General features: G+C 61.6%; 19 protein-coding genes and 1 riboswitch. Of the genes, 9 read left to right on the forward strand and 10 right to left on the reverse strand.

Translation table 11 applies throughout. The features are described 5' to 3' along the window. Positions 1-2,031: an ATP-binding protein gene (locus tag AC1DUP_RS03120; protein ID WP_477832050.1), complete on the reverse strand. Its 2,031-nt coding sequence runs from the start codon at positions 2,029-2,031 to the stop codon at positions 1-3. Between the two features lie 330 nt (positions 2,032-2,361). Between AC1DUP_RS03120 and AC1DUP_RS03125 the strand changes: the two genes are divergently transcribed. After that, a complete protein-coding gene (locus AC1DUP_RS03125; protein ID WP_113311959.1) occupies positions 2,362-4,155 on the forward strand; it encodes an acetolactate synthase 3 large subunit in 1,794 nt (597 codons plus the stop codon). Between the two features lie 26 nt (positions 4,156-4,181). Then, positions 4,182-4,754, forward strand: a complete 573-nt coding sequence (ilvN, locus tag AC1DUP_RS03130; RefSeq protein ID WP_113296671.1) for an acetolactate synthase small subunit — start codon at positions 4,182-4,184, stop codon at positions 4,752-4,754. A gap of 81 nt (positions 4,755-4,835) precedes the next feature. Here ilvN and AC1DUP_RS03135 read toward each other — a convergent pair whose 3' ends face one another. Beyond that, positions 4,836-5,681 (reverse strand): aldo/keto reductase, encoded by an 846-nt coding sequence (locus tag AC1DUP_RS03135; protein ID WP_113296672.1) that lies wholly within the window; start codon positions 5,679-5,681, stop codon positions 4,836-4,838. 150 nt (positions 5,682-5,831) lie between these two features. Here AC1DUP_RS03135 and AC1DUP_RS03140 point away from each other — a divergent pair, with 150 nt between their 5' ends. Next, complete coding sequence (locus AC1DUP_RS03140) at positions 5,832-6,425, forward strand: LysE family translocator (RefSeq protein WP_113296673.1); 594 nt, start codon at positions 5,832-5,834, stop codon at positions 6,423-6,425. Here AC1DUP_RS03140 and AC1DUP_RS03145 read toward each other — a convergent pair. Both AC1DUP_RS03145 and AC1DUP_RS03150 read right to left on the reverse strand, forming a co-directional pair. Beyond that, complete coding sequence (locus AC1DUP_RS03145) at positions 6,417-6,887, reverse strand: DUF2269 family protein (protein WP_477832051.1); 471 nt, start codon at positions 6,885-6,887, stop codon at positions 6,417-6,419. The two genes, AC1DUP_RS03140 and AC1DUP_RS03145, sit on opposite strands and share 9 nt — an antisense overlap. Further along, positions 6,887-8,167, reverse strand: coding sequence for an SDR family oxidoreductase (locus tag AC1DUP_RS03150; RefSeq protein ID WP_477832052.1), 1,281 nt, complete (start codon positions 8,165-8,167; stop codon positions 6,887-6,889). The genes AC1DUP_RS03145 and AC1DUP_RS03150 overlap by 1 nt, the downstream gene beginning before the upstream one ends. A 97-nt stretch (positions 8,168-8,264) precedes the next feature. Here AC1DUP_RS03150 and nthA point away from each other — a divergent pair, with 97 nt between their 5' ends. The 4 genes from nthA to AC1DUP_RS03170 all read left to right on the forward strand — a co-directional run bounded on the left by nthA (position 8,265) and on the right by AC1DUP_RS03170 (position 10,688). Beyond that, complete coding sequence (gene nthA / locus AC1DUP_RS03155; protein WP_477832053.1) at positions 8,265-8,927, forward strand: nitrile hydratase subunit alpha; 663 nt, start codon at positions 8,265-8,267, stop codon at positions 8,925-8,927. After that, complete coding sequence (nthB, locus tag AC1DUP_RS03160) at positions 8,924-9,583, forward strand: nitrile hydratase subunit beta (protein ID WP_477832054.1); 660 nt, start codon at positions 8,924-8,926, stop codon at positions 9,581-9,583. The genes nthA and nthB overlap by 4 nt, the downstream gene beginning before the upstream one ends. Then, entirely contained in the window at positions 9,570-9,941 is a 372-nt protein-coding gene (locus tag AC1DUP_RS03165) for a nitrile hydratase accessory protein (protein ID WP_477832055.1), read from the forward strand. Before nthB ends, AC1DUP_RS03165 begins: the two co-directional genes overlap by 14 nt. A 222-nt stretch (positions 9,942-10,163) precedes the next feature. After that, on the forward strand, positions 10,164-10,688 hold the full coding sequence (locus tag AC1DUP_RS03170) for a hypothetical protein (protein ID WP_477832056.1): 525 nt from the start codon (positions 10,164-10,166) through the stop codon (positions 10,686-10,688). A 28-nt stretch (positions 10,689-10,716) separates the two neighbouring features. Here the strand turns inward: AC1DUP_RS03170 and AC1DUP_RS03175 are convergent, their stop codons facing one another. From AC1DUP_RS03175 to AC1DUP_RS03190, 4 genes are all read right to left on the reverse strand, one after another. Then, positions 10,717-11,499: an anti-sigma factor family protein gene (locus AC1DUP_RS03175; protein ID WP_477832057.1), complete on the reverse strand. Its 783-nt coding sequence runs from the start codon at positions 11,497-11,499 to the stop codon at positions 10,717-10,719. Next, a complete protein-coding gene (locus AC1DUP_RS03180; protein WP_113296681.1) occupies positions 11,496-12,011 on the reverse strand; it encodes an RNA polymerase sigma factor in 516 nt (171 codons plus the stop codon). The genes AC1DUP_RS03175 and AC1DUP_RS03180 overlap by 4 nt, the downstream gene beginning before the upstream one ends. Before the next feature lie 10 nt (positions 12,012-12,021). Next, on the reverse strand, positions 12,022-12,402 hold the full coding sequence (locus AC1DUP_RS03185) for a COG4315 family predicted lipoprotein (protein ID WP_113296682.1): 381 nt from the start codon (positions 12,400-12,402) through the stop codon (positions 12,022-12,024). A gap of 90 nt (positions 12,403-12,492) precedes the next feature. Beyond that, positions 12,493-13,524, reverse strand: coding sequence for a diguanylate cyclase domain-containing protein (locus AC1DUP_RS03190; RefSeq protein ID WP_477832058.1), 1,032 nt, complete (start codon positions 13,522-13,524; stop codon positions 12,493-12,495). Between the two features lie 173 nt (positions 13,525-13,697). Beyond that, positions 13,698-13,778: riboswitch (ZMP/ZTP riboswitch) on the forward strand. A gap of 21 nt (positions 13,779-13,799) precedes the next feature. Between AC1DUP_RS03190 and AC1DUP_RS03195 the strand changes: the two genes are divergently transcribed. After that, positions 13,800-15,101, forward strand: a complete 1,302-nt coding sequence (locus tag AC1DUP_RS03195; RefSeq protein ID WP_477832059.1) for a bifunctional folylpolyglutamate synthase/dihydrofolate synthase — start codon at positions 13,800-13,802, stop codon at positions 15,099-15,101. Positions 15,102-15,111: 10 nt separating this feature from the next. Here AC1DUP_RS03195 and AC1DUP_RS03200 read toward each other — a convergent pair whose 3' ends face one another. Together AC1DUP_RS03200 and AC1DUP_RS03205 are read right to left on the reverse strand one after the other, a co-directional pair. Then, complete coding sequence (locus tag AC1DUP_RS03200; RefSeq protein WP_477832060.1) at positions 15,112-15,801, reverse strand: MFS transporter; 690 nt, start codon at positions 15,799-15,801, stop codon at positions 15,112-15,114. Positions 15,802-15,803: 2 nt separating this feature from the next. Further along, complete coding sequence (locus AC1DUP_RS03205; protein ID WP_477832061.1) at positions 15,804-16,721, reverse strand: MFS transporter; 918 nt, start codon at positions 16,719-16,721, stop codon at positions 15,804-15,806. Between the two features lie 223 nt (positions 16,722-16,944). Between AC1DUP_RS03205 and AC1DUP_RS03210 the strand changes: the two genes are divergently transcribed. Continuing rightward, complete coding sequence (locus AC1DUP_RS03210; protein ID WP_113296740.1) at positions 16,945-18,072, forward strand: ATP-dependent DNA helicase; 1,128 nt, start codon at positions 16,945-16,947, stop codon at positions 18,070-18,072. Positions 18,073-18,078 lie beyond the last annotated feature (6 nt).

An 18,078-nucleotide genomic window follows, 5' to 3' on the forward strand; every position in this document is an offset into this window, starting at 1 on the left:
TCAATCCTTGTTGTAAAGGCTGCTCAGCGGCTTCTTCAGGATGCTTTCGCGCAGCGACATTCCCGGATCGCGACGCGGCGACGAGGCCTGTTCGCCGAAGGCCGGCTTCGGCTGCTCGTCGCGTCGCATTTCCCGGCGCAGCGCTTCCAGGCGCGCGTCGATTGAGCTCTGCGGCGAAAGAGGCGGGGTCTCAGGGTGTGGCGCGCGGTTCTGTGGCAGCAATGCCGGGCGATAGGGTTCGAGCGGCGGCTCTGCTGCTGATTGAGCGGCATAGGGCTGATCGGCGGCCTTGTCAGCGAAATCCTCTTCCGGCTCGTAATCCGCCAGCGCGGAGCTGTAGTTCTGCTGGAAGGTGGAGATATCAGGGCCTGATGTGATCGCCCGCATGCGGGTTACGATGCGACGCAGGTCGACGGTATCGGGATCTTCCTCGGCATGTACGCTGGTGGCGCTATGGGCCTTCGGCAGCAGGCTTTCGTCGACGCGCAGGAAGCGCATGCGCATCGGCACGCGGATTGCCTCGCCGAAGGCGATCGCCTCGCCGTTGCCGATCGAGGAGATAAAGCTCGTCGTCGATATGGAGGAATTGGGGATTGCCGAGCGGATGATTTCCTGGTCGCGGTCGTTGGCAAGGCGCATGGCAAAGAGCGTCGAGCACTGCGACAGGATCGTCTGGTCGAGTTCGCCGGGGCGCTGGGTGATGATGCCGAGCGAGACACCGTATTTGCGGCCTTCCTTAGCGATGCGCGCGATGGCCTGCCGCGTCGGGACGAAGCCGAGGTTCGGGTCTGAGGGTATGTAGCGGTGCGCCTCTTCGCAGACGACCAGCATGTGAATGGCGCCTTCGCTCCAGAGCGCGATTTCGAAGGCCATGCGGCAGAGCACCGAGGCGACGGAATTGACGACTTCGGAGGGAATGCCGGCGAGCTGAAAAGTGCAGATCGGTCTGTTGTCGCCGGGGATGCGGAAGATCTGCGCAATGGTCTCCGTGATCGTGTCGCTGATCGTATTGTTGGAGAACATGAAGTGATAGCGCGGATCGTTGATCGCGGCGATGATGCGCATCTTCAACGAGCGCAGGAAGGGCTTTTCGGCGCGGCCTTCCAGCCTGCCGATGCGCTCATCGATCAGAGCCAGGAGATCGGCGATGCGGTAGGGTACTGGCGTATCGGCGGTGATCGAGCTTTTTTCCGTCTGCCGGCGCACCAGCGAGCTGTCACTGCCGCGGAAGGCGCGCTTGGCCTCTGGCAGGATATCGCGAAGCATATCGAGTTCTTCGGGCACCGGCGGGCGGCCGCGGAAGACCACCTCGGCGAATTCTTCGAGCCGCATCAGCCAGAAGGGCAGGTCGAGCGTGTCGGTATCGATGGTGACGGCGTGCTTCGGAAAGGCGGCGGCAAATTCGTTGTGCGGATCGAGGATCAGTACGCGCAGCTTCGGATCGGCCTCGATTGCCTTGTGCAGCAGCAGCGAGACAGCGGTCGATTTGCCGACGCCGGTCGAGCCGACGACGGCAAAGTGCTTCGACAGCATCGAGGGAACGTGGATCGCCGCGTCGATGCTTTCATCCTGCGTCAGGTTGCCGATGACGGCGGTAGCGCCCTTGCCGGCATCATAGATGCGCATCAGGTCGGCGGCGCGGATGCGGTGAGCGATGGCGCCGAGATAGGGATACTGGGAAATGCCGGTCGAGAATTCCTCGCGGCCATCTTCCTCGACGCGCACTTCGCCGAGCAGTTCCGTCTCGATGCGGAAGACATTGTCCTGCCCTTCGCCCCAGCCCTGGCCGCCAGTATTCATGGAGAAGACGAGGGCGACGACACGATTGCGGCCGACGGTGATGGAGATCAGCCGGCCGACCGACCATAATTCGGTAAGATCGGTGCCGCCGGCTTCCGCCACAGCGGCGATGGTGGCGCGCGACCCGCTGCATGCAACGACACGCCCGAGAAATCGATTCCCCGGCGCAAGGCTATCGCGGCGATCCTGTTCGCCTGCTTTGCCTGTCGTCATCATGTCGTTGTTGAGCAAAGGGTTACTCCCTGCATTAACGCACAGGATATAATCCATCCTTTAATAAATCCTTCAGCCCGGGATCTGGACGGGCGAGGCGGTCGACTGGCCCCTGTTTTTTTATTGCGGAATGCGTTGACGCTGCGAAATTTTCTGTCTATCAATTCCGCCCATGACAATTTCGAACGTTCTTATCGTGGTGGGCAAGCGCATGGGCAGGATGGTGTAACCATCCGGCGGTAGCCACCCATGCGCAAGACGAAGGCTCCTCAGGGGCCTTTTTTTATGCCCGGAATTCGGGCCTCCGGCCACGAAACTCAAATCTCCAGCATCAAACGGAACAGACACATGGCGAGCACGGATAATCAGGCGACAGACAACAGGATGACGGGAGCGGAGATTGTTCTCCGCGCACTGAAGGACAATGGCGTCGAGCATCTCTTCGGTTATCCCGGCGGCGCGGTTCTGCCGATCTATGACGAGATCTTCCAGCAGGAGGACATCAAGCATATCCTCGTGCGCCACGAGCAGGGTGCCGGCCATGCGGCCGAAGGTTATGCCCGCTCCACCGGCAAGGTCGGCGTCATGCTGGTCACGTCAGGTCCAGGCGCCACCAATGCCGTCACGCCGCTGCAGGATGCGCTGATGGATTCCATTCCGCTCGTCTGCCTGACGGGGCAGGTTCCGACACCGCTCATCGGCTCGGACGCGTTCCAGGAATGCGACACGGTCGGCATCACGCGCCCCTGCACCAAGCACAACTGGCTGGTCAAGGATGTCAACCAACTCGCCGCCGTCATCCACGAAGCTTTCCGCATTGCCCAGTCCGGCCGTCCGGGTCCCGTCGTCGTCGACATTCCGAAGGACGTGCAGTTTGCCACCGGCACCTATACACCGCCGGCCGATCATGCGATCCAGAAGAGCTACCAGCCGAAGATCCAGGGCGATATCAACCAGATCCAGGCGGCAATCGAGCTGATGGCGAATGCGCGGAAGCCGGTCTTCTATACAGGCGGCGGCGTCATCAATTCCGGTCCGGAAGCCTCCCGCATGCTGCGCGAGCTGGTCGAACTGACCGATTTCCCGATCACCTCGACGCTGATGGGGCTCGGCGCCTATCCGGCCTCCGGCAAGAACTGGCTGAAGATGCTCGGCATGCATGGCTCCTACGAAGCCAACATGGCGATGCATGATTGCGACGTCATGGTCTGCATCGGCGCCCGCTTCGACGACCGCATCACCGGCCGCCTGAACGCCTTCTCACCGAATTCGAAGAAGATCCATATCGATATCGATCCGTCCTCGATCAACAAGAACGTCCGTGTCGATGTCGGCATCCGCGGCGATGTCGGCCATATCCTGGAAGACATGATCCGCCTGTGGCGGGCACTGCCGAAGAAGCCGGAGAAGAGCCGTCTCGACGCATGGTGGGGCGATATCGCCCGCTGGCGCGCCCGCAATTCCTTCGCCTATACGATGAGCAAGGACGTCATCATGCCGCAATATGCGCTGGAACGTCTCTTCGCCCTGACCAAGGATCGCGACACCTACATCACGACCGAAGTCGGCCAGCACCAGATGTGGGCAGCCCAGTTCTTCGGCTTCGAGCAGCCGAACCGCTGGATGACCTCGGGCGGGCTCGGTACGATGGGTTACGGCCTGCCGGCAGCGCTCGGCGTGCAGATCGCCCATCCGGAAAGCCTGGTCATCGATATTGCCGGCGATGCCTCGATCCAGATGTGCATCCAGGAAATGTCGGCGGCGATCCAGCACGATGCGCCGATCAAGATCTTCATCATGAACAACCAGTACATGGGTATGGTGCGCCAGTGGCAACAGCTGCTGCACGGCAACCGCCTGTCCAACTCCTATACGGAAGCGATGCCCGACTTTGTGAAGCTCGCCGAAGCCTATGGCGCCGTCGGCCTGCGTTGCGAGAAGCCTGATGACCTCGATGCGACCATCCAGGAGATGATCGACGTCAAGAAGCCTGTTATCTTCGATTGCCGCGTTGCCAATCTCGCCAACTGCTTCCCGATGATCCCCTCGGGCAAGGCCCATAATGAAATGCTGCTGCCGGACGAAGCGACGGATGAAGCGGTCGCCAACGCGATCGACGCCAAGGGCCGTCAGCTCGTCTAAGAAGAAGTCAGAGGAACCTCAGGATCATGAACGCACACCTTCAACCCACCGGCTCTGCCTACTTCATCTCTCCGGAAACGGCAGCCATCGAGAGCCACACGCTCTCGGTGCTGGTCGATAACGAGCCGGGCGTGCTTGCGCGCGTCATCGGCCTCTTCTCCGGCCGCGGCTACAATATTGAAAGCCTCACGGTTTCGGAAACGGAGCATCAGGCGCATCTTTCGCGCATCACCGTCGTCACCCGCGGCACGCCGCAGGTGCTGGAACAGATCAAGGCGCAGCTCGAGCGCATCGTGCCCGTGCACCGCGTGGTGGACCTGACGGTTCGCGCCCGCGAACTCGGCCAGGAGCGGCCGATCGAGCGTGAAGTGGCGCTGCTCAAGGTGATCGGCAGCGGCGAGACTCGCGCCGAGACGCTGCGCCTTGCCGATGCCTTCCATGCCAAGGTGGTGGATGCGACTGTGGATCACTTCATCCTGGAGATCACCGGCAAATCCTCGAAGATCGACCAGTTCGTAGCGATCATGAAGCCGCTCGGCCTCATCGAGGTCTGCCGCACCGGCATTGCTGCGATGAACCGCGGCGGGCAGGGCATGTAAAGAGACAGCCCGGGCATGTAAGGGTTACAGCCCCGGGCAGATAATCGTCTGCTTCTGAAAAACCATTCACGCCGCTGGAGGTCAGAGCATCTCCAGCGGCGTTTTCTTTGCCGGGGGCGGGAAGGCGGCGTCGAGGGCTTCCCAGTCCTCGTCGGTGATGTCGAGGGAGATGCAATCACGGTTTTCGCGGGCGCGCTCGATAGTGGAGGTCTTCGGAATGACGAAGACGCCGTCGCGTTCGAGCAGAAAGGCCAGCGCCAGCTGCGCCGGGGTCGCCTGATTGGCCTTGGCGATGCGGATCAGCTCCGGATGATGCAGGATGCGGCCCTGTTCGATGGGCGAATAGGCCATGATCGGAATGTTGCGGCTCTGGCACCAGGGCAGGAGATCATATTCGATACCGCGCCGGGCGAGATTGTAGAGCACCTGATTGGCGGCGACATTCCGCCCGCCGGGAACGGAGAGCAGCTCCTCCATGTCGTCGGTATCGAAGTTGGAAACGCCCCAGGCGCGGATTTTCCCGGCCGCTTTCAACGTCTCGAAGGCTTCGACGGTTTCGGTGAGCGGATAGTTGCCGCGCCAATGCAGCAGGTAAAGGTCGATGCGGTCGGTGCCGAGGCGTTCGAGGCTGCTTTCGCAGGCATCGATCGTGCCCGTGCGGCTGGCATTCCAGGGATACACCTTGCTGACGATGAAGGTTTCGTCGCGGCGTCCCTTGATCGCCTGTCCGACGATTTCTTCTGCGCCGCCGTCTCCGTACATTTCAGCGGTATCGATCATCGCCATGCCGAGGTCGAGGCCGGCCTTGAGGCTGTCGATCTCTTCCTTCGCATGGCCGGCATCCTCGCCCATGCCCCATGTGCCCTGGCCGAGCGAGGGGACTTCGGTGCCATCGGCAAAAGTGATGGTGGGGATCGGGTCGTTCATGGCAGCCTGTCCTTTGAGTGCTGAGCAGACTATCAGGTAATCCTGTCACCATGACAATCATGTTATGGTGTCAAGGGTTTAGGGCAGTTATGCTGACCTAATTGCAATAAGCCGCATGGGCTTGAACATGTGCGGCACTGGGAGGGTTTCATGCCGCTGGATACGTTTCTGGCACTCCTGCTCTTTGCTTTCACGACCTCGATCACGCCGGGGCCGAACAATATGATGCTGTTTGCCTCGGGCGTGAATTTCGGTTTCCGCCGGACCATCCCGCATATGTTCGGCATCGGGGCTGGTTTCCTGTCGCTGCTGCTTGGCGTTGGCCTGGGGCTCGGGGCGCTGCTGCATACGGTGCCGGCGATCTATACCGCGCTGAAATTTGCCGGCGGCGCCTATCTCGTCTGGATCGCCTGGAAGATCGCGACCTCGCGGTCGCTGAGCGAAGGCAAGAGCGGCGTGAAGCCGATGTCCTTCCTCGGCGCTGCGGCCTTTCAGTGGGTCAACCCGAAAGCCTGGGTGATGGCGGTGACGGCCATGGCGACATACACCAATCCAGAGCTTTATATGATCAGCGTGCTGCTTGTCGGCCTCGCCTTTGCGGCGGTCAACGTGCCCTCCGTCTCCACCTGGGCAGGCTTCGGCTCGGCGCTCAGGGAATGGCTTTCCGATCCGGTGCGGCTGAAATGGTTCAATATCACGATGGCGGTGCTGCTCGTGCTCAGCCTTTGGCCGATGCTAAAATAGAGTCGGTTTCGTCAACATCAGCCAGAGAATGCCGAGGACCGCGAAGAAGGCCGGAAAGCCGAAGGCGAACCAGATGCGGTAGAGGCTGAAATAGGCTGGCGGCAGGGCAGCGCCTGATGCTGCTGCGGCGCGCGCGAGATTGCGCAGCCGGATCTGGATCCAGACGACCGGCAGCCAGAAGATGCCGGTCACGACATAGAGAACCAGCGACAGCGCGATCCAGCTTTCCGTCAATTCCCAGCCGATGATGCGGGCGAGAAGATAGCCTGTCACCGGCTGGAGAATGGCAGCTGTGGCGGTAAAGATCGTATCGGCGATGACGACGGTGCCGGCGACATGGGCGATCAGCACGGGATTGCGGGTGCGGTGCGCCATGACCATGAAGAAGGCGATGCCGGCGCCGGTGCCGAAGAGCACGGTCGCTCCGACCACGTGGGCAAACAGCAGCAGTTCGGCAAGCATCAACGTTCATCCAGGATGGCGAGTGCCGCAAACGTCAGGAGCAGCGAAGGCAGTACCTTGACGAGCGGGCCGAGCGGATCGCGCCAGAGAGCCGGTTCCAGGGCCGTAGCGCCCAAGAGGTAGGCAAGCGAGACGGCGAGCATGCCGAGAAGGGCGCGGCGGGCGAAGGGACGGACGAGCACGGTAGCACCGAGCGCCATATCGATCAGGCAGGTGAGGACCGTCAGCGCGATGGCTGCACCTGCCGGCATGAAGGGCAGGAAATGGGCGCTTGCCTGCTGCGGCGCCAGAAGCGGGATGAGGCCCGACAGCAGCCAGAAGAGCGACAGGCCTGATATGACGGGTGCTTTCAGGAGATAGAGGCGGGCAAACCAGAGGTCCTGAACGCCGGAGGGATTGGCAGCAAGTGTCTCGGCGGCTGAGCGTGCTGGAAGGCCTGACGGCGTCGGGCGATCCATGCTGACACCTTCGGACATGACGGTCATGGCGGTGGAGCGCAAAGGCGAGCGCCAGCCGAGATGGCCGGCGATATCGGCAAGCCACGTCACCGGTCGCGCGAGAACAGGCGGGATGGAAAGGACCGGTGCGTCCGGGAGGCCGAGCCAGGCGCGGTGCAGTTTTACGAGGCTCGCGAGCGTGTGCCGCTCCTCTGCCGCCAGTTCGATATCGCTGCGGGAGGGAAGCGTGCCTGAGATTGCGGCCGAAACGGCGGCGGCGACATCTTCGCTCGCGACGGTTTCGACCGGGCTGTCGGCGTGGATGAGCGGCAGGACGAGGGGGAACGCCGCGAGGGAGCGCAGGAGCGCCGTGCCGCCATGGGCATTGCGGCCGAGGACGAGGGAAGGGCGCAGGATCACGTAAGGCAAGCCAGATGACGCTAGGGCCGTATCGGCGGCGCGCTTGGTCGCGAGGAAGGGCAGTTTGCTGCCGGCGCCATCGGTGCGCGCAGAAATCTGGACGACGAGTGTCGAGGTCGGCTTTGCCGCAGCATAGAGGGCGAGCATGGCCTGCGTCTGTGTCGCCGAGAGATCGTCGCTAAGGCCATCCTGCAATGCGCCGGCGCAATTGACGACGGCATGCTGTCCTGCGAGGATATCGCGCCAATCGTCAGGACGCGTCATGTCGGAAAGGTCGGCGCGGCGCCACCGGATCAGCGGCTGCTTGAGTGCGGCGCGGGCGGCATTGCGTCCGAGACCGGTGACGACATGACCCTCCGCGGCGAGACGTGCCGCGACGACCGAGCCGATAAAACCTGTAGCGCCGAGAATCAGGATGTTCATGCTGCGAACCTAGCGCAAAAAGTTTAAGGTCTCGGAAGGGCTTGGCTCAGCCTCAGCAAGTGCTAAAACGGACGGCACAATCCGGGAGGGCTTCGATTTGCACGATCACGACGACGATCATCAGCACGATCACGATCATGGGCACGATCATGGCCACCACCACGATCATGACAACCATTATTCGGATATGCAGGCGCGCGTGAAAGCGCTGGAAACGCTGCTGACAGGGAAAGGGCTGATCGACCCGGCCGCGATCGATGCGATTGTCGAGACCTATGAGACGAAGGTCGGCCCGCGCAATGGCGCGCGTGTCGTTGCGAAAGCCTGGAGCGATCCGGATTTTGCCGAATGGCTGAAGCGGGATGCGACGGCGGCGATCGCCAGCCTCGGCTATACGGGCCGGCAGGGCGAGCATATGCGCGCCGTCTTCAATACATCAGACACCCATAATCTCGTCGTCTGCACGCTTTGCTCCTGCTATCCGTGGTCGGTGCTCGGCCTGCCGCCGATCTGGTACAAGGCGCCGGCCTATCGTTCACGCGCTGTCATCGATCCGCGTGGCGTGCTTGCCGAATTCGGGCTGACGCTGCCCGAAGGCAAGAAGGTCCGCGTCTGGGATTCGACGGCGGAACTGCGCTATCTCGTCATTCCCGAGCGGCCGGAGAGCACCGAAGGCATGGACGAAGAGGCACTTGCCGATCTCGTCAGCCGTGATGCGATGATCGGCACGGCGGCTGCCGGCACAAGGGTGCCGACGTGAACGGCCCGCACGATCTCGGCGGGCAGATGGGCTTCGGGCCCGTCGCGCCAGAAAAGAACGAACCCTATTTCCACGCCGAATGGGAGAAGCGGGCGCTCGGGATCACGCTCTCCTGCGGCGCGTTCGGCGCCTGGACGATCGATGAAAGCCGGCATGCGCGGGAAAACATTCCGCCGGCTGATTATCTCGCGGCGAGCTATTACGAGGTCTGGATCCGCGGCATCGACACGCTCCTGGAGCGGCATGGTTTTGCGACGCGTGAGGAGCTGTTGTCAGGCCACAAGCTGCAGGACGGCACTGTGCCGAAGCGCGTGCTGAAAGCCGATATGGTATCGGGTGCGCTCGCCAAGGGCGGCCCTTGCGACCGGCCTGTCGACAGCGCGCCGCTCTTCGTCGTCGGCGAAAAGGTGAAGACGAAGAATTTCAATCCAGTGACCCATACGCGGCTGCCGCGTTACGCACGCGCCAAGACCGGCATCATCGAGGCGGTGCAGGGTTCCTTCGTGTTTCCCGATGACAATGCGCATGGCAAAGGCGAGAATCCGCAATGGCTCTATACTGTCGTCTTCGACGGGGCTGAAATCTGGGGCGAGGGTGCGGACCCGTCGCTGACCGTCTCCATCGATGCTTGGGAGAGCTATCTTGAGCGTGTGTGAGGCGCCCTCTCAACTGGCGCAATCGCCCGGCCTGCCCAAGTCGCCGGAGGGTGATCCCGTCTTCCCGGAGCCCTGGGCGGCGGAAGCTTTCGCCATGACTGTGCATCTGCATGCGAAGGGGCTGTTTGCCTGGAGCGAGTGGGCGCAAACGCTGTCGAAGGAATTGCACAAGCCTGTCCGCGCCGAAGATGGCAGCGATTATTTCGACTGCTGGGTGGCAGCCCTTTGCGAGCTGTTGGTCAGCCGAGGCGTGGCCGAGGCTTCCGTCATTCTCGACCTGCAGAAGAGCTGGCAGCGGGCGGCGGAAGCGACACCGCACGGCAAGCCGATCGAGCTCGCCAACGATCCGCTGCGCTGAGAACACGCACTGTCCTGAGGCTGTCGATGACACCTGTCGACGGGCACACGCTGAAGTTTTATATTTATGCAACGATTCATTGCGATGATGCGAATCGAAAACCCATCTGATTCACACTCAGGCATGACGCCCGGTCAAACATGCGCATGGTTCCCATGACGGTCGAACAAATGCGGTCGAGGACCATGCATGACTTCGATTTCATCGACCAATGAAGCGGCTTTGCTGATCCTTCAGCAGACAGTTTCCCCTGTTAATTCCAGCGAAGCCAAAAAATCGGACGGCGACAATCTCGTTGCGATTGCCCATGGTCAGCCAACCAGACAGACATCGGGGATGACCCCGCAGCCGACCGCGGCACAATCCAAGATTTCGGAATCCTTGTTCAGCGTGAACGACCGAAGCGTTACCCAGATGAAGCTCGATCTGGTCGACCGCGCGGGCGAGGCGCTGGGCGTAAAAAAGAGCGATTATGCGTCAATGGACGAGTTTGTCGCCGCGACGAAAAAGGCTTTTTCAGATCTCAAGAGCAAGCCGGACGGGCAGCAGGCCATTGCGAAGATCGAGCGTGATCTCGGTCTGGACAAGCTCGGTATCTCACTGGACGACCTGATCAACAGCGCTAGTGATCCCGATAAAAACGACAAGGTCACGCAGGCATTGAAGAAGCAACTCGGCGAGGACGCTGAGGGTGGAGCCGTCCTTCGCCAGGACGAAATCGGCCGCTACCGCGTCGTATCGGCCTGATCGAATGGCTTGCGCTGCAGTTCCCGCTTCACGACGGGAACTGCCGGTAACATTCTTCGGCCACCTTGCGCAGCATGTCGCGGGAGATTTCGCCTGTTACCGCATAGCCGAGTTCGCCATCGATCCAGTAAAAGGTCTCGACATCCCTGGTGGAGGCGAAGCGGAAGCTCGTCGTCCTGTTTTCCTTGTTGCGGCCGACGATAACGGTCAGGCGTTCGCCGCCCTGATCCTCATACATGAACATGGCGCCCGGCCTGTTATCGACAGGCAGCAGGCGGCCGCCGACGAGGTGGAAGCCGAGGGACTTCAGGTCCGGCACCTTGAGATCGGGGATTGCCAGGCGCTTGCCGAGCCAGGTGGCCAGATGCGCTTCCTCATTGGCGAAGACCTCGACCGGGTGGCGTACTTCGTTTGCATAGACGAGGAAGGCGGTCTCGGCCTGCTTCGGCAGGGTTTCGGCTTCGGCAAGCTGCAGCGGCGGGCGTTCGAAGAGCGGCGGGATGAAGCGATCGCTGACCGCGCCGAGTGCGAAGAACATGATAGCGGCAGCGGCGAGCGCGCTGCGGGCCTTCCAGGGGGATGCCGGCTCTGCTGGCGTCAGCAGCTGGAGATCGTTGTCGCGGTTCTTCTCGTAGCCTGCGAAAAGCGATTTGATGCCGGCATTCTGCGTCTGCCAGGCGGCCACCTTCGCGGCCTCTTCGGGATTGTCGGCGAGATAGGCTTCCACGCGGGCGCGGGCGGTCTCCGGCAATTGCCCGTCGGCAAAGGCATGCAGGTCCGCTTCGGTGACGGTGGGGTTGGTCTCGTTCATTTCGGTCTCCGAAGCGTAATCACATTATCGGCTTTCATATGTTCGCTCATGCGCTGGCGGGCGCGCGACAGGCGCGACATGACGGTTCCGATCGGGATATCCAGCATGGCGGCCACTTCGCTGTAGCTGTAGCCCTCGATGACGACGAGCATCAGCACGGCACGGTATTCTTCCGACAGGCTGTCGAGGGCCTGTTCCAGCCGCAGGCGCTCCAGCGGGTCTGCCTGGGCGTTGGGACTTGCCATCTCTTCAGCGGCATCGAGTTCGACCAGCCGGTCGCGGGGGCTTGCGCGGCGGGTGTTGCGGTAGAGGTTGGTCATGGTCGTCAGCACCCAGCCGCGCAGGTTGATGCCGCGCCACTGGCCGCGCCGGGCCAGAACCTTTTCCACGCAATCCTGGAGCAGATCCTCGCCCTCGGCATCCGAGCGGGTGAGGCTGCGGGAATAGCGGCGGAGCGAGGGAAGGAGGGCCAGGATCTGGCCCTCGAACGTATCGGGTGGGGGCGTCTTCACGCTGGCCTCATCAGGGCTTTGCGAGATCCCAGGAACCGCCGACGCCGTCGCCGGTGATGTCGCCGGACTTGGTGTCCTTCACCCAGTAATAGAGCGGCATGCCGTCCTTGGCCCACTGCTTCTTTCCATCCTTGCGTTCGACGAGCGAGTATGCACCACTGGCCTTGGCGTCGCTAGCGGCGAGGAAGGGCGGCCAGTTGGTGGCGCACTTGTCGTAGCAATTCGTGACGCCTTTTTCGTCCTTCTTGTAGGTGTAGAGCGTCATGCCTTTTTCGCCGGCAAGAACCTTGCCCTTGGCCGTATCGACTTCGGTGACGGCAGGGGCGGCGAAGGCTGCAGTCGCGGTGGCAGCGACGAGCGCCAGCGCGGACAGGAATTTCACGGACTTCATGGTCTCTCTCCTCGGTTAGGCACGCATTTTTGCGATACCGGACATGAGACACGCCAAGCGTCCGTTTTATTCCCGTTTCTTTTTCAAACGTCAGTTCGGATTGAAAGCCACATGGCAGTCCCGTCCGGCAGCTTTGGCGCTATAGAGGGCACCATCGACGTTGCGTAGCAGTTCGCGGCGGCAGGCCCCACCTTGCGGGGCGAGTGCGGTGCCGATGCTCAGGCGGGCGCGGACAATATTTCCCTCGATGGTGAAGGGGCTGCGGAAAGCCGAGAGCAGGCGTTCGGAGACGGAGACCAGCGCTTCTGTGTTTGGCGGGTTGGGCACGAAGATCGCAAATTCGTCGCCGCCCATGCGCACGACGATGTCGCCTGATCGAATAACCGACCGGATGCGATTTGCCGCCTCGCGCAGCACCTCGTCGCCGATATGGTGGCCGAGCGTATCGTTGATCGACTTGAAGCCGTCCATGTCGAGATAGAGAGCGCCGAAGGTCTGTCCGGAGGCAAGAGCTGATTCCAGCGCACGGTCGACGACGGCGTCGAGCGCCGAACGGTTGAGGAAGCCGGTCAGCGGATCGGTCATGGCCGCAGTGCGCAAGCTGCTTTCGGCAAGGCCCATGATGAAATTGGCCTTCTGCAGCCGCAGGAGAGCGCTCGCGACACTGGCGAAACGGCGAAGATTGGCCGTCTCTTTTTCCGTGAAGAGGCGCGGCTTCCGATCGAGGATGCAGAAGGCGCCGATGACCAGCTCGTTTTCCAGTTCCAACGGTGCGCCGGCATAAAAACGGAAATGGGGCGGGCCTGTCACATAGGGCGCGGCATTGAGCTCCGCATCCTGTTCCAGATCGGGAACGATGACCATGTCGTTGGCGAAGACGACGCGGGTGCAGAAGGAAAGGTCGCGCGGGCATTCCGAAAGCTGCATGCCCGCTTCGCCGGCGATGCGCAGCCAATCCTCGTCGACGATGTTGATGGCAGCATAGGGCATTGCGAATGCATTCTTGGCGAGCTCGGCAAGTGCTGCAAGCTCAGGCGTCGGGCTGCTGCCGATGGCGCTCAGCGAGCGCAAGGCAAGCAGTCTCTGCGGTTCGTTGACTGGAATTCGGACAGTTTGTCCCATTCGAATCTCCGGCTCTTTGTCACAGACAGGAGCTAAAGTGGCGTTCTTGGAAATCTCCGCAAGGGCTAAAATTCACCAGCGTTAACCGGCAGTTGCTGCAGGTGGCGTCGCGGCGGAGCCGTGCTGATGCCGCTTGCGAGGCTAGGCAGGGCAAGGGAAAGGTTCTAATGTCGGCCCGCCTGCGTGACTGGCGAGACAGATGGATAACCATCGGGAAGCGCAGGTTGCCGATGCCGCTCGCCTGGGCACAAACATAACCCCGATACCCGTGTGCCATGCCCATGCAGATACAGAACCCCCGCCTTATCGAAGCCCTTTCGCAACTTGATCAGCTCACCAACTGGGAACAGCGCCCGCGCGGCGAAATGCGGGTCGGGCTGGAGCCGATCCTCGATCTCTCGGCCCGTCTCGGCAACCCGCACCGCGCCTTCCGCTCGATCCATGTGGCAGGCACCAAGGGCAAGAGCTCGACCTCGGCGCTGCTCGAAGCGGGTCTGCGCCATGCCGGCATTTCCGTCGGGCGTTATGCCTCGCCACATGTGGAGCATATCTCCGAGCGCGTCAGCGTCAACGGCCAGGCAGTCGATGAGGGCGTGCTGGCCGAGGCGCTCTTCCTGGGGCTCGATGCACTCAAGGCTGCAAGGTCGGAGGGCACGGCGGCGGAGGCGGCGACCTGGTTCGACATTTTGACGGCGGCGGGTTTCCTGATCTTCCGGGATGCGGGCGTGAAATGGGCCGTGGTCGAAACGGGTCTCGGCGGACGGCTGGATTCGACCAATATCGTCGAAAGCGACGTTTCCATCGTCACCAATATCGGCCTCGAACATACGGAGATCCTCGGCAAGACGCGAGCGGCCATCGCCTTCGAAAAGGCCGGCATCATCAAGCCGAGGTCGACCGTCGTGACACCGCTCGGAGCTGATGACGAGGCGGGTGCCGTTATTGCGAAGCGTGCTGCAGAGATCGAAGCGCGGCTCATCCGGCCGGATTTTTTCGCGTTGAAGACGATTGCCGAGCGCAATGTCGCGGTCGCGGCTGCGGCGCTCGATGTGCTTGGCGAACTCGGCGTCGCGGCTGGGGATGGCCGGAAGGCCGGCGGATGGTTGATCGACAAGGCGGCAGAGCAGGAATCGCAATTGCCCGGGCGGCTGGAGCGATTTGTTATTCCCGTGGCGGGAAGGCCCGTTTCCGTCGCGCTCGACGGGGCGCATGTGCCCTTCAATCTCGAAGCTGTTCTCGACGATCTATCCGGCATGGAGGGATTTGCCGGGCAGGGCATCGCGGTCGTCGCAATCGCGGCAGACAAGGATGCGCCGGGGCTTCTCGACGTGATGCGCCGTTATGGCGTCTCGCCGATTTTCACCTCGGTTTCGGACCGCTTCCGTCCGCCTGCCGAAATGCAGCAGCTTGCCGCGAAGATCGGCCTTGCCAGCGAGGTGATCGAGGATCCGCAGTCTGCTTACGAAAAGGCGCTCGAGCGGGCAGCCGCATCCGGCGCCTGGGTGATCCTGACGGGGTCGCTCTATCTCGTCGGGCTGTTGCGCGAGCGGGTGCTGGGGGAAGCGAAAAAGGCCTGACGAGTGTATCTCATCGGGTATGCGCCAGACCACCGGCCGGCGCGGTTCTGCGAGCGATGAGCTTGCCGATGATCACTTTCGAAAGGATCAGGAAGGGTGCTGCGCCGAGGAAGAACAGGGTGAGAGAGAAAAAGGCGGAGTTGAAGGCGATGACGCTCGCCTGCATCATGACCTGTTTCCCGAGCAAGGCGCCGGAGGCCTTTGCTGCTGCTCCAAGCTCCATTCCATGGGTTGCGAAATAGCGGCTCATCATTGCCAGCCGCTGAATCACTTCAGGACGACCGGGCATGATATGGGCGGCAAGGACAGCCCGGTTCTGGGCTGTTTCATTCTCGATGAAGGTTTGAAGAAAGGCTATTCCGATGAGACCGCCGATCTGGCGCCCGGCATTGAACAGGCCCACGCCATAAACAAGATGCGCCTTGCTGAGGCCGAGCATTGTGACGAGGGTTATCGACAGGAAGAGAAAACCGAGGGCCGCGCCGCGAAGCAGGATTGCCGGGAGCATATCGGGAATCCCGCTGCCGCCTGACGATCCCGATAACATCCACATGGCGCACATCAAGCCCATCACGCCGAACGGAACCGTTGCGACCGGTGTCATGCCGAGGCGCTGGATAAGGGCTGCGGTGAGGAACAGCGTCGTCACGAACATGGCAGTGCTCGGCAAGAGCAAGGCACCAGCTGCGGTGGGCGTCATCTTCAGGATCGATATGGAAAAAGACGGGATGAGGTAACTGCTGCCGAGCAGCGCGAAACCCGCCACGAAACTTGCAAGGAAGCCGAAGGAGAACCGCCATTGCCGAAGACGCCGAGATCGAGAAGTTTGTCTTCGCGTTTACCGCGCAGGCAATGAATGATGAGCAGAAGAAAGGCGGCCGCGGCGGCGAGCGTCAGCATGATGATGTCGTCGTTTCGCAACCAGTCCCAACGGTTTCCACGGTTGAGCAGGTAGGTGATCGAGAAGGCCGCTATCGTAAACATCGCGGTTCCGAACCAGTCGAAGCGGGAGCGGCGTGCTTCGGCCGTTTGCCCGGCATCGGTCCATGCAAGAAGCAGCACGGCCGCGAGGCCGACGGGAACGACGGCGGTGAAGATCCACCTCCATGACAGGGTGTCGAGAAGCCAGCCGTGCATGAATGGCGCAAGCGTTGCGGGAGCGACCACAGCGCCGATTGCAAACAGCGTCTGGATAAGCGGCTGCTCCCTGCGGGCGAAAACCTGAAAGAGAAGCGTCTGGGCGCTCACAAGAATGACCCCGCCTGAGAAACCCTGAACGAGCCTCAATGCCAGGAGGATGTTCAATTCGCTGGAGACGGCGGCAAGTGCGCATGCAACGGTCATGCTGGCGGTTGCCGCTGTCAGCGCATTCTGCAACGTGAACCGGCCGGCGATCCAGGGAGTCAGCGCAAAGGCCACAAGCTTTGCTGCGACGTAACCGACTTCAAGCCTGACAAACTCGTCGGAAGACGCATAGGTGTCTCCCATAATGTCCAGTCTTGCCATCGACAGGACAGTTCCGGCGACCGCTTCGGTCAACGCTGCGAACATTGCTCCGACCAGAAGACATGCGCCAGACAATGACGAGCGCCTGTCGGTCTCAACTGGAAAATGGGCCATCACGGTTCTCCTGGTATTGCAGGCATAGTCGGTCTGCCATTCGACGATCATCGCGCGAGGCGTCATTCGTGATAATCGGGGATTTTGCGGAAGGACTATAAAGCGTGGCTTGTAAATCGGTGGAGTGAAGGCACAGAGTTGCCGATGCTCAAAGGTCCGCAAGCTGCGCCGCCGGGGAATTTCCGCCTTGCCTATCGGAGGCGAATCCTGCCAAGTCGCCTCCATGCAATTCGCTCCTCAACAGGATGAAGCCCTGAAGGCCGTTTCCAACTGGCTGAAGGAGGGCAGGTCTCCACTCTTCCGTCTGTTTGGCTATGCCGGAACAGGCAAGACGACGCTTGCCAAGCATTTCGCCGAGCATGTCGATGGCGACGTGTTGTTTGCGGCTTTCACCGGCAAGGCAGCGCAGGTGCTGCGCTCGCGCGGGGCATCGAATGCCAAGACCATCCATTCGCTGATCTACCGGCCGCGCGGAGAGGAAGAGGTTGCCGACGAGGAAACCGGCAAGACCTCGATCGCGCCGATGTTTTCCATCAACCGTCAGAGCCCGGTCGCCAAAGCCGCACTTATCATCGTCGACGAATGCTCGATGGTGGACGAAGCGCTCGGCAGGGACCTGATGAGTTTCGGCACGCCGATCCTCGTGCTCGGCGATCCCGGCCAGTTACCGCCGGTCACCGGCGGCGGCTACTTCACCAATCAGGAACCGGACTATCTGCTCACCGATATCCATCGGCAGGCGCGCGACAACCCGATCATCAAGCTCGCCATGCAGGTGCGTGAAGGCAATGAGATCATGTATGGCGACTATGGCAAGGCGCGGGTGATCTCGAAGAACGAGGTGACGCAGCCCCTGGTTATGGATGCCGATCAGGTGCTTGTCGGCACCAACAAGACGCGGCGGCGCTATAACCAGCGCCTGCGGGAACTCAAGGGTTTTACGACCGAACATCCGCAGACCGGCGACAAGCTGGTCTGCCTGCGCAACGACCCGGCCAAGGGGCTGCTTAACGGCTCGCTCTGGCAGGTCATGACCTCATCCAAGGAAACCACAAAGCCGGGTATCAACCTGCTGGTGCGTCCGGAAGATGACGACATGGATCGGGGGGCTGCGAAGATCAAGCTCCTGAAGGAGGCCTTCGAGAATGTGGAAGGCGAGATTCCCTGGAACACGCGCAAGCGCTATGACGAGTTCGATTACGGCTATGCGCTGACGGTGCACAAGGCACAGGGTTCGCAGTGGAACAATGTCGTGTTGTTCGACGAAAGCTGGGCCTTCCGCGATACGCGCGAGCGCTGGCTCTATACGGCGATTACGCGCGCGGCGGAGACGCTGACGATTGTCCGCTAAGATTGG

It is taken from the genome of Rhizobium sp. 01L419, from assembly GCF_056400025.1.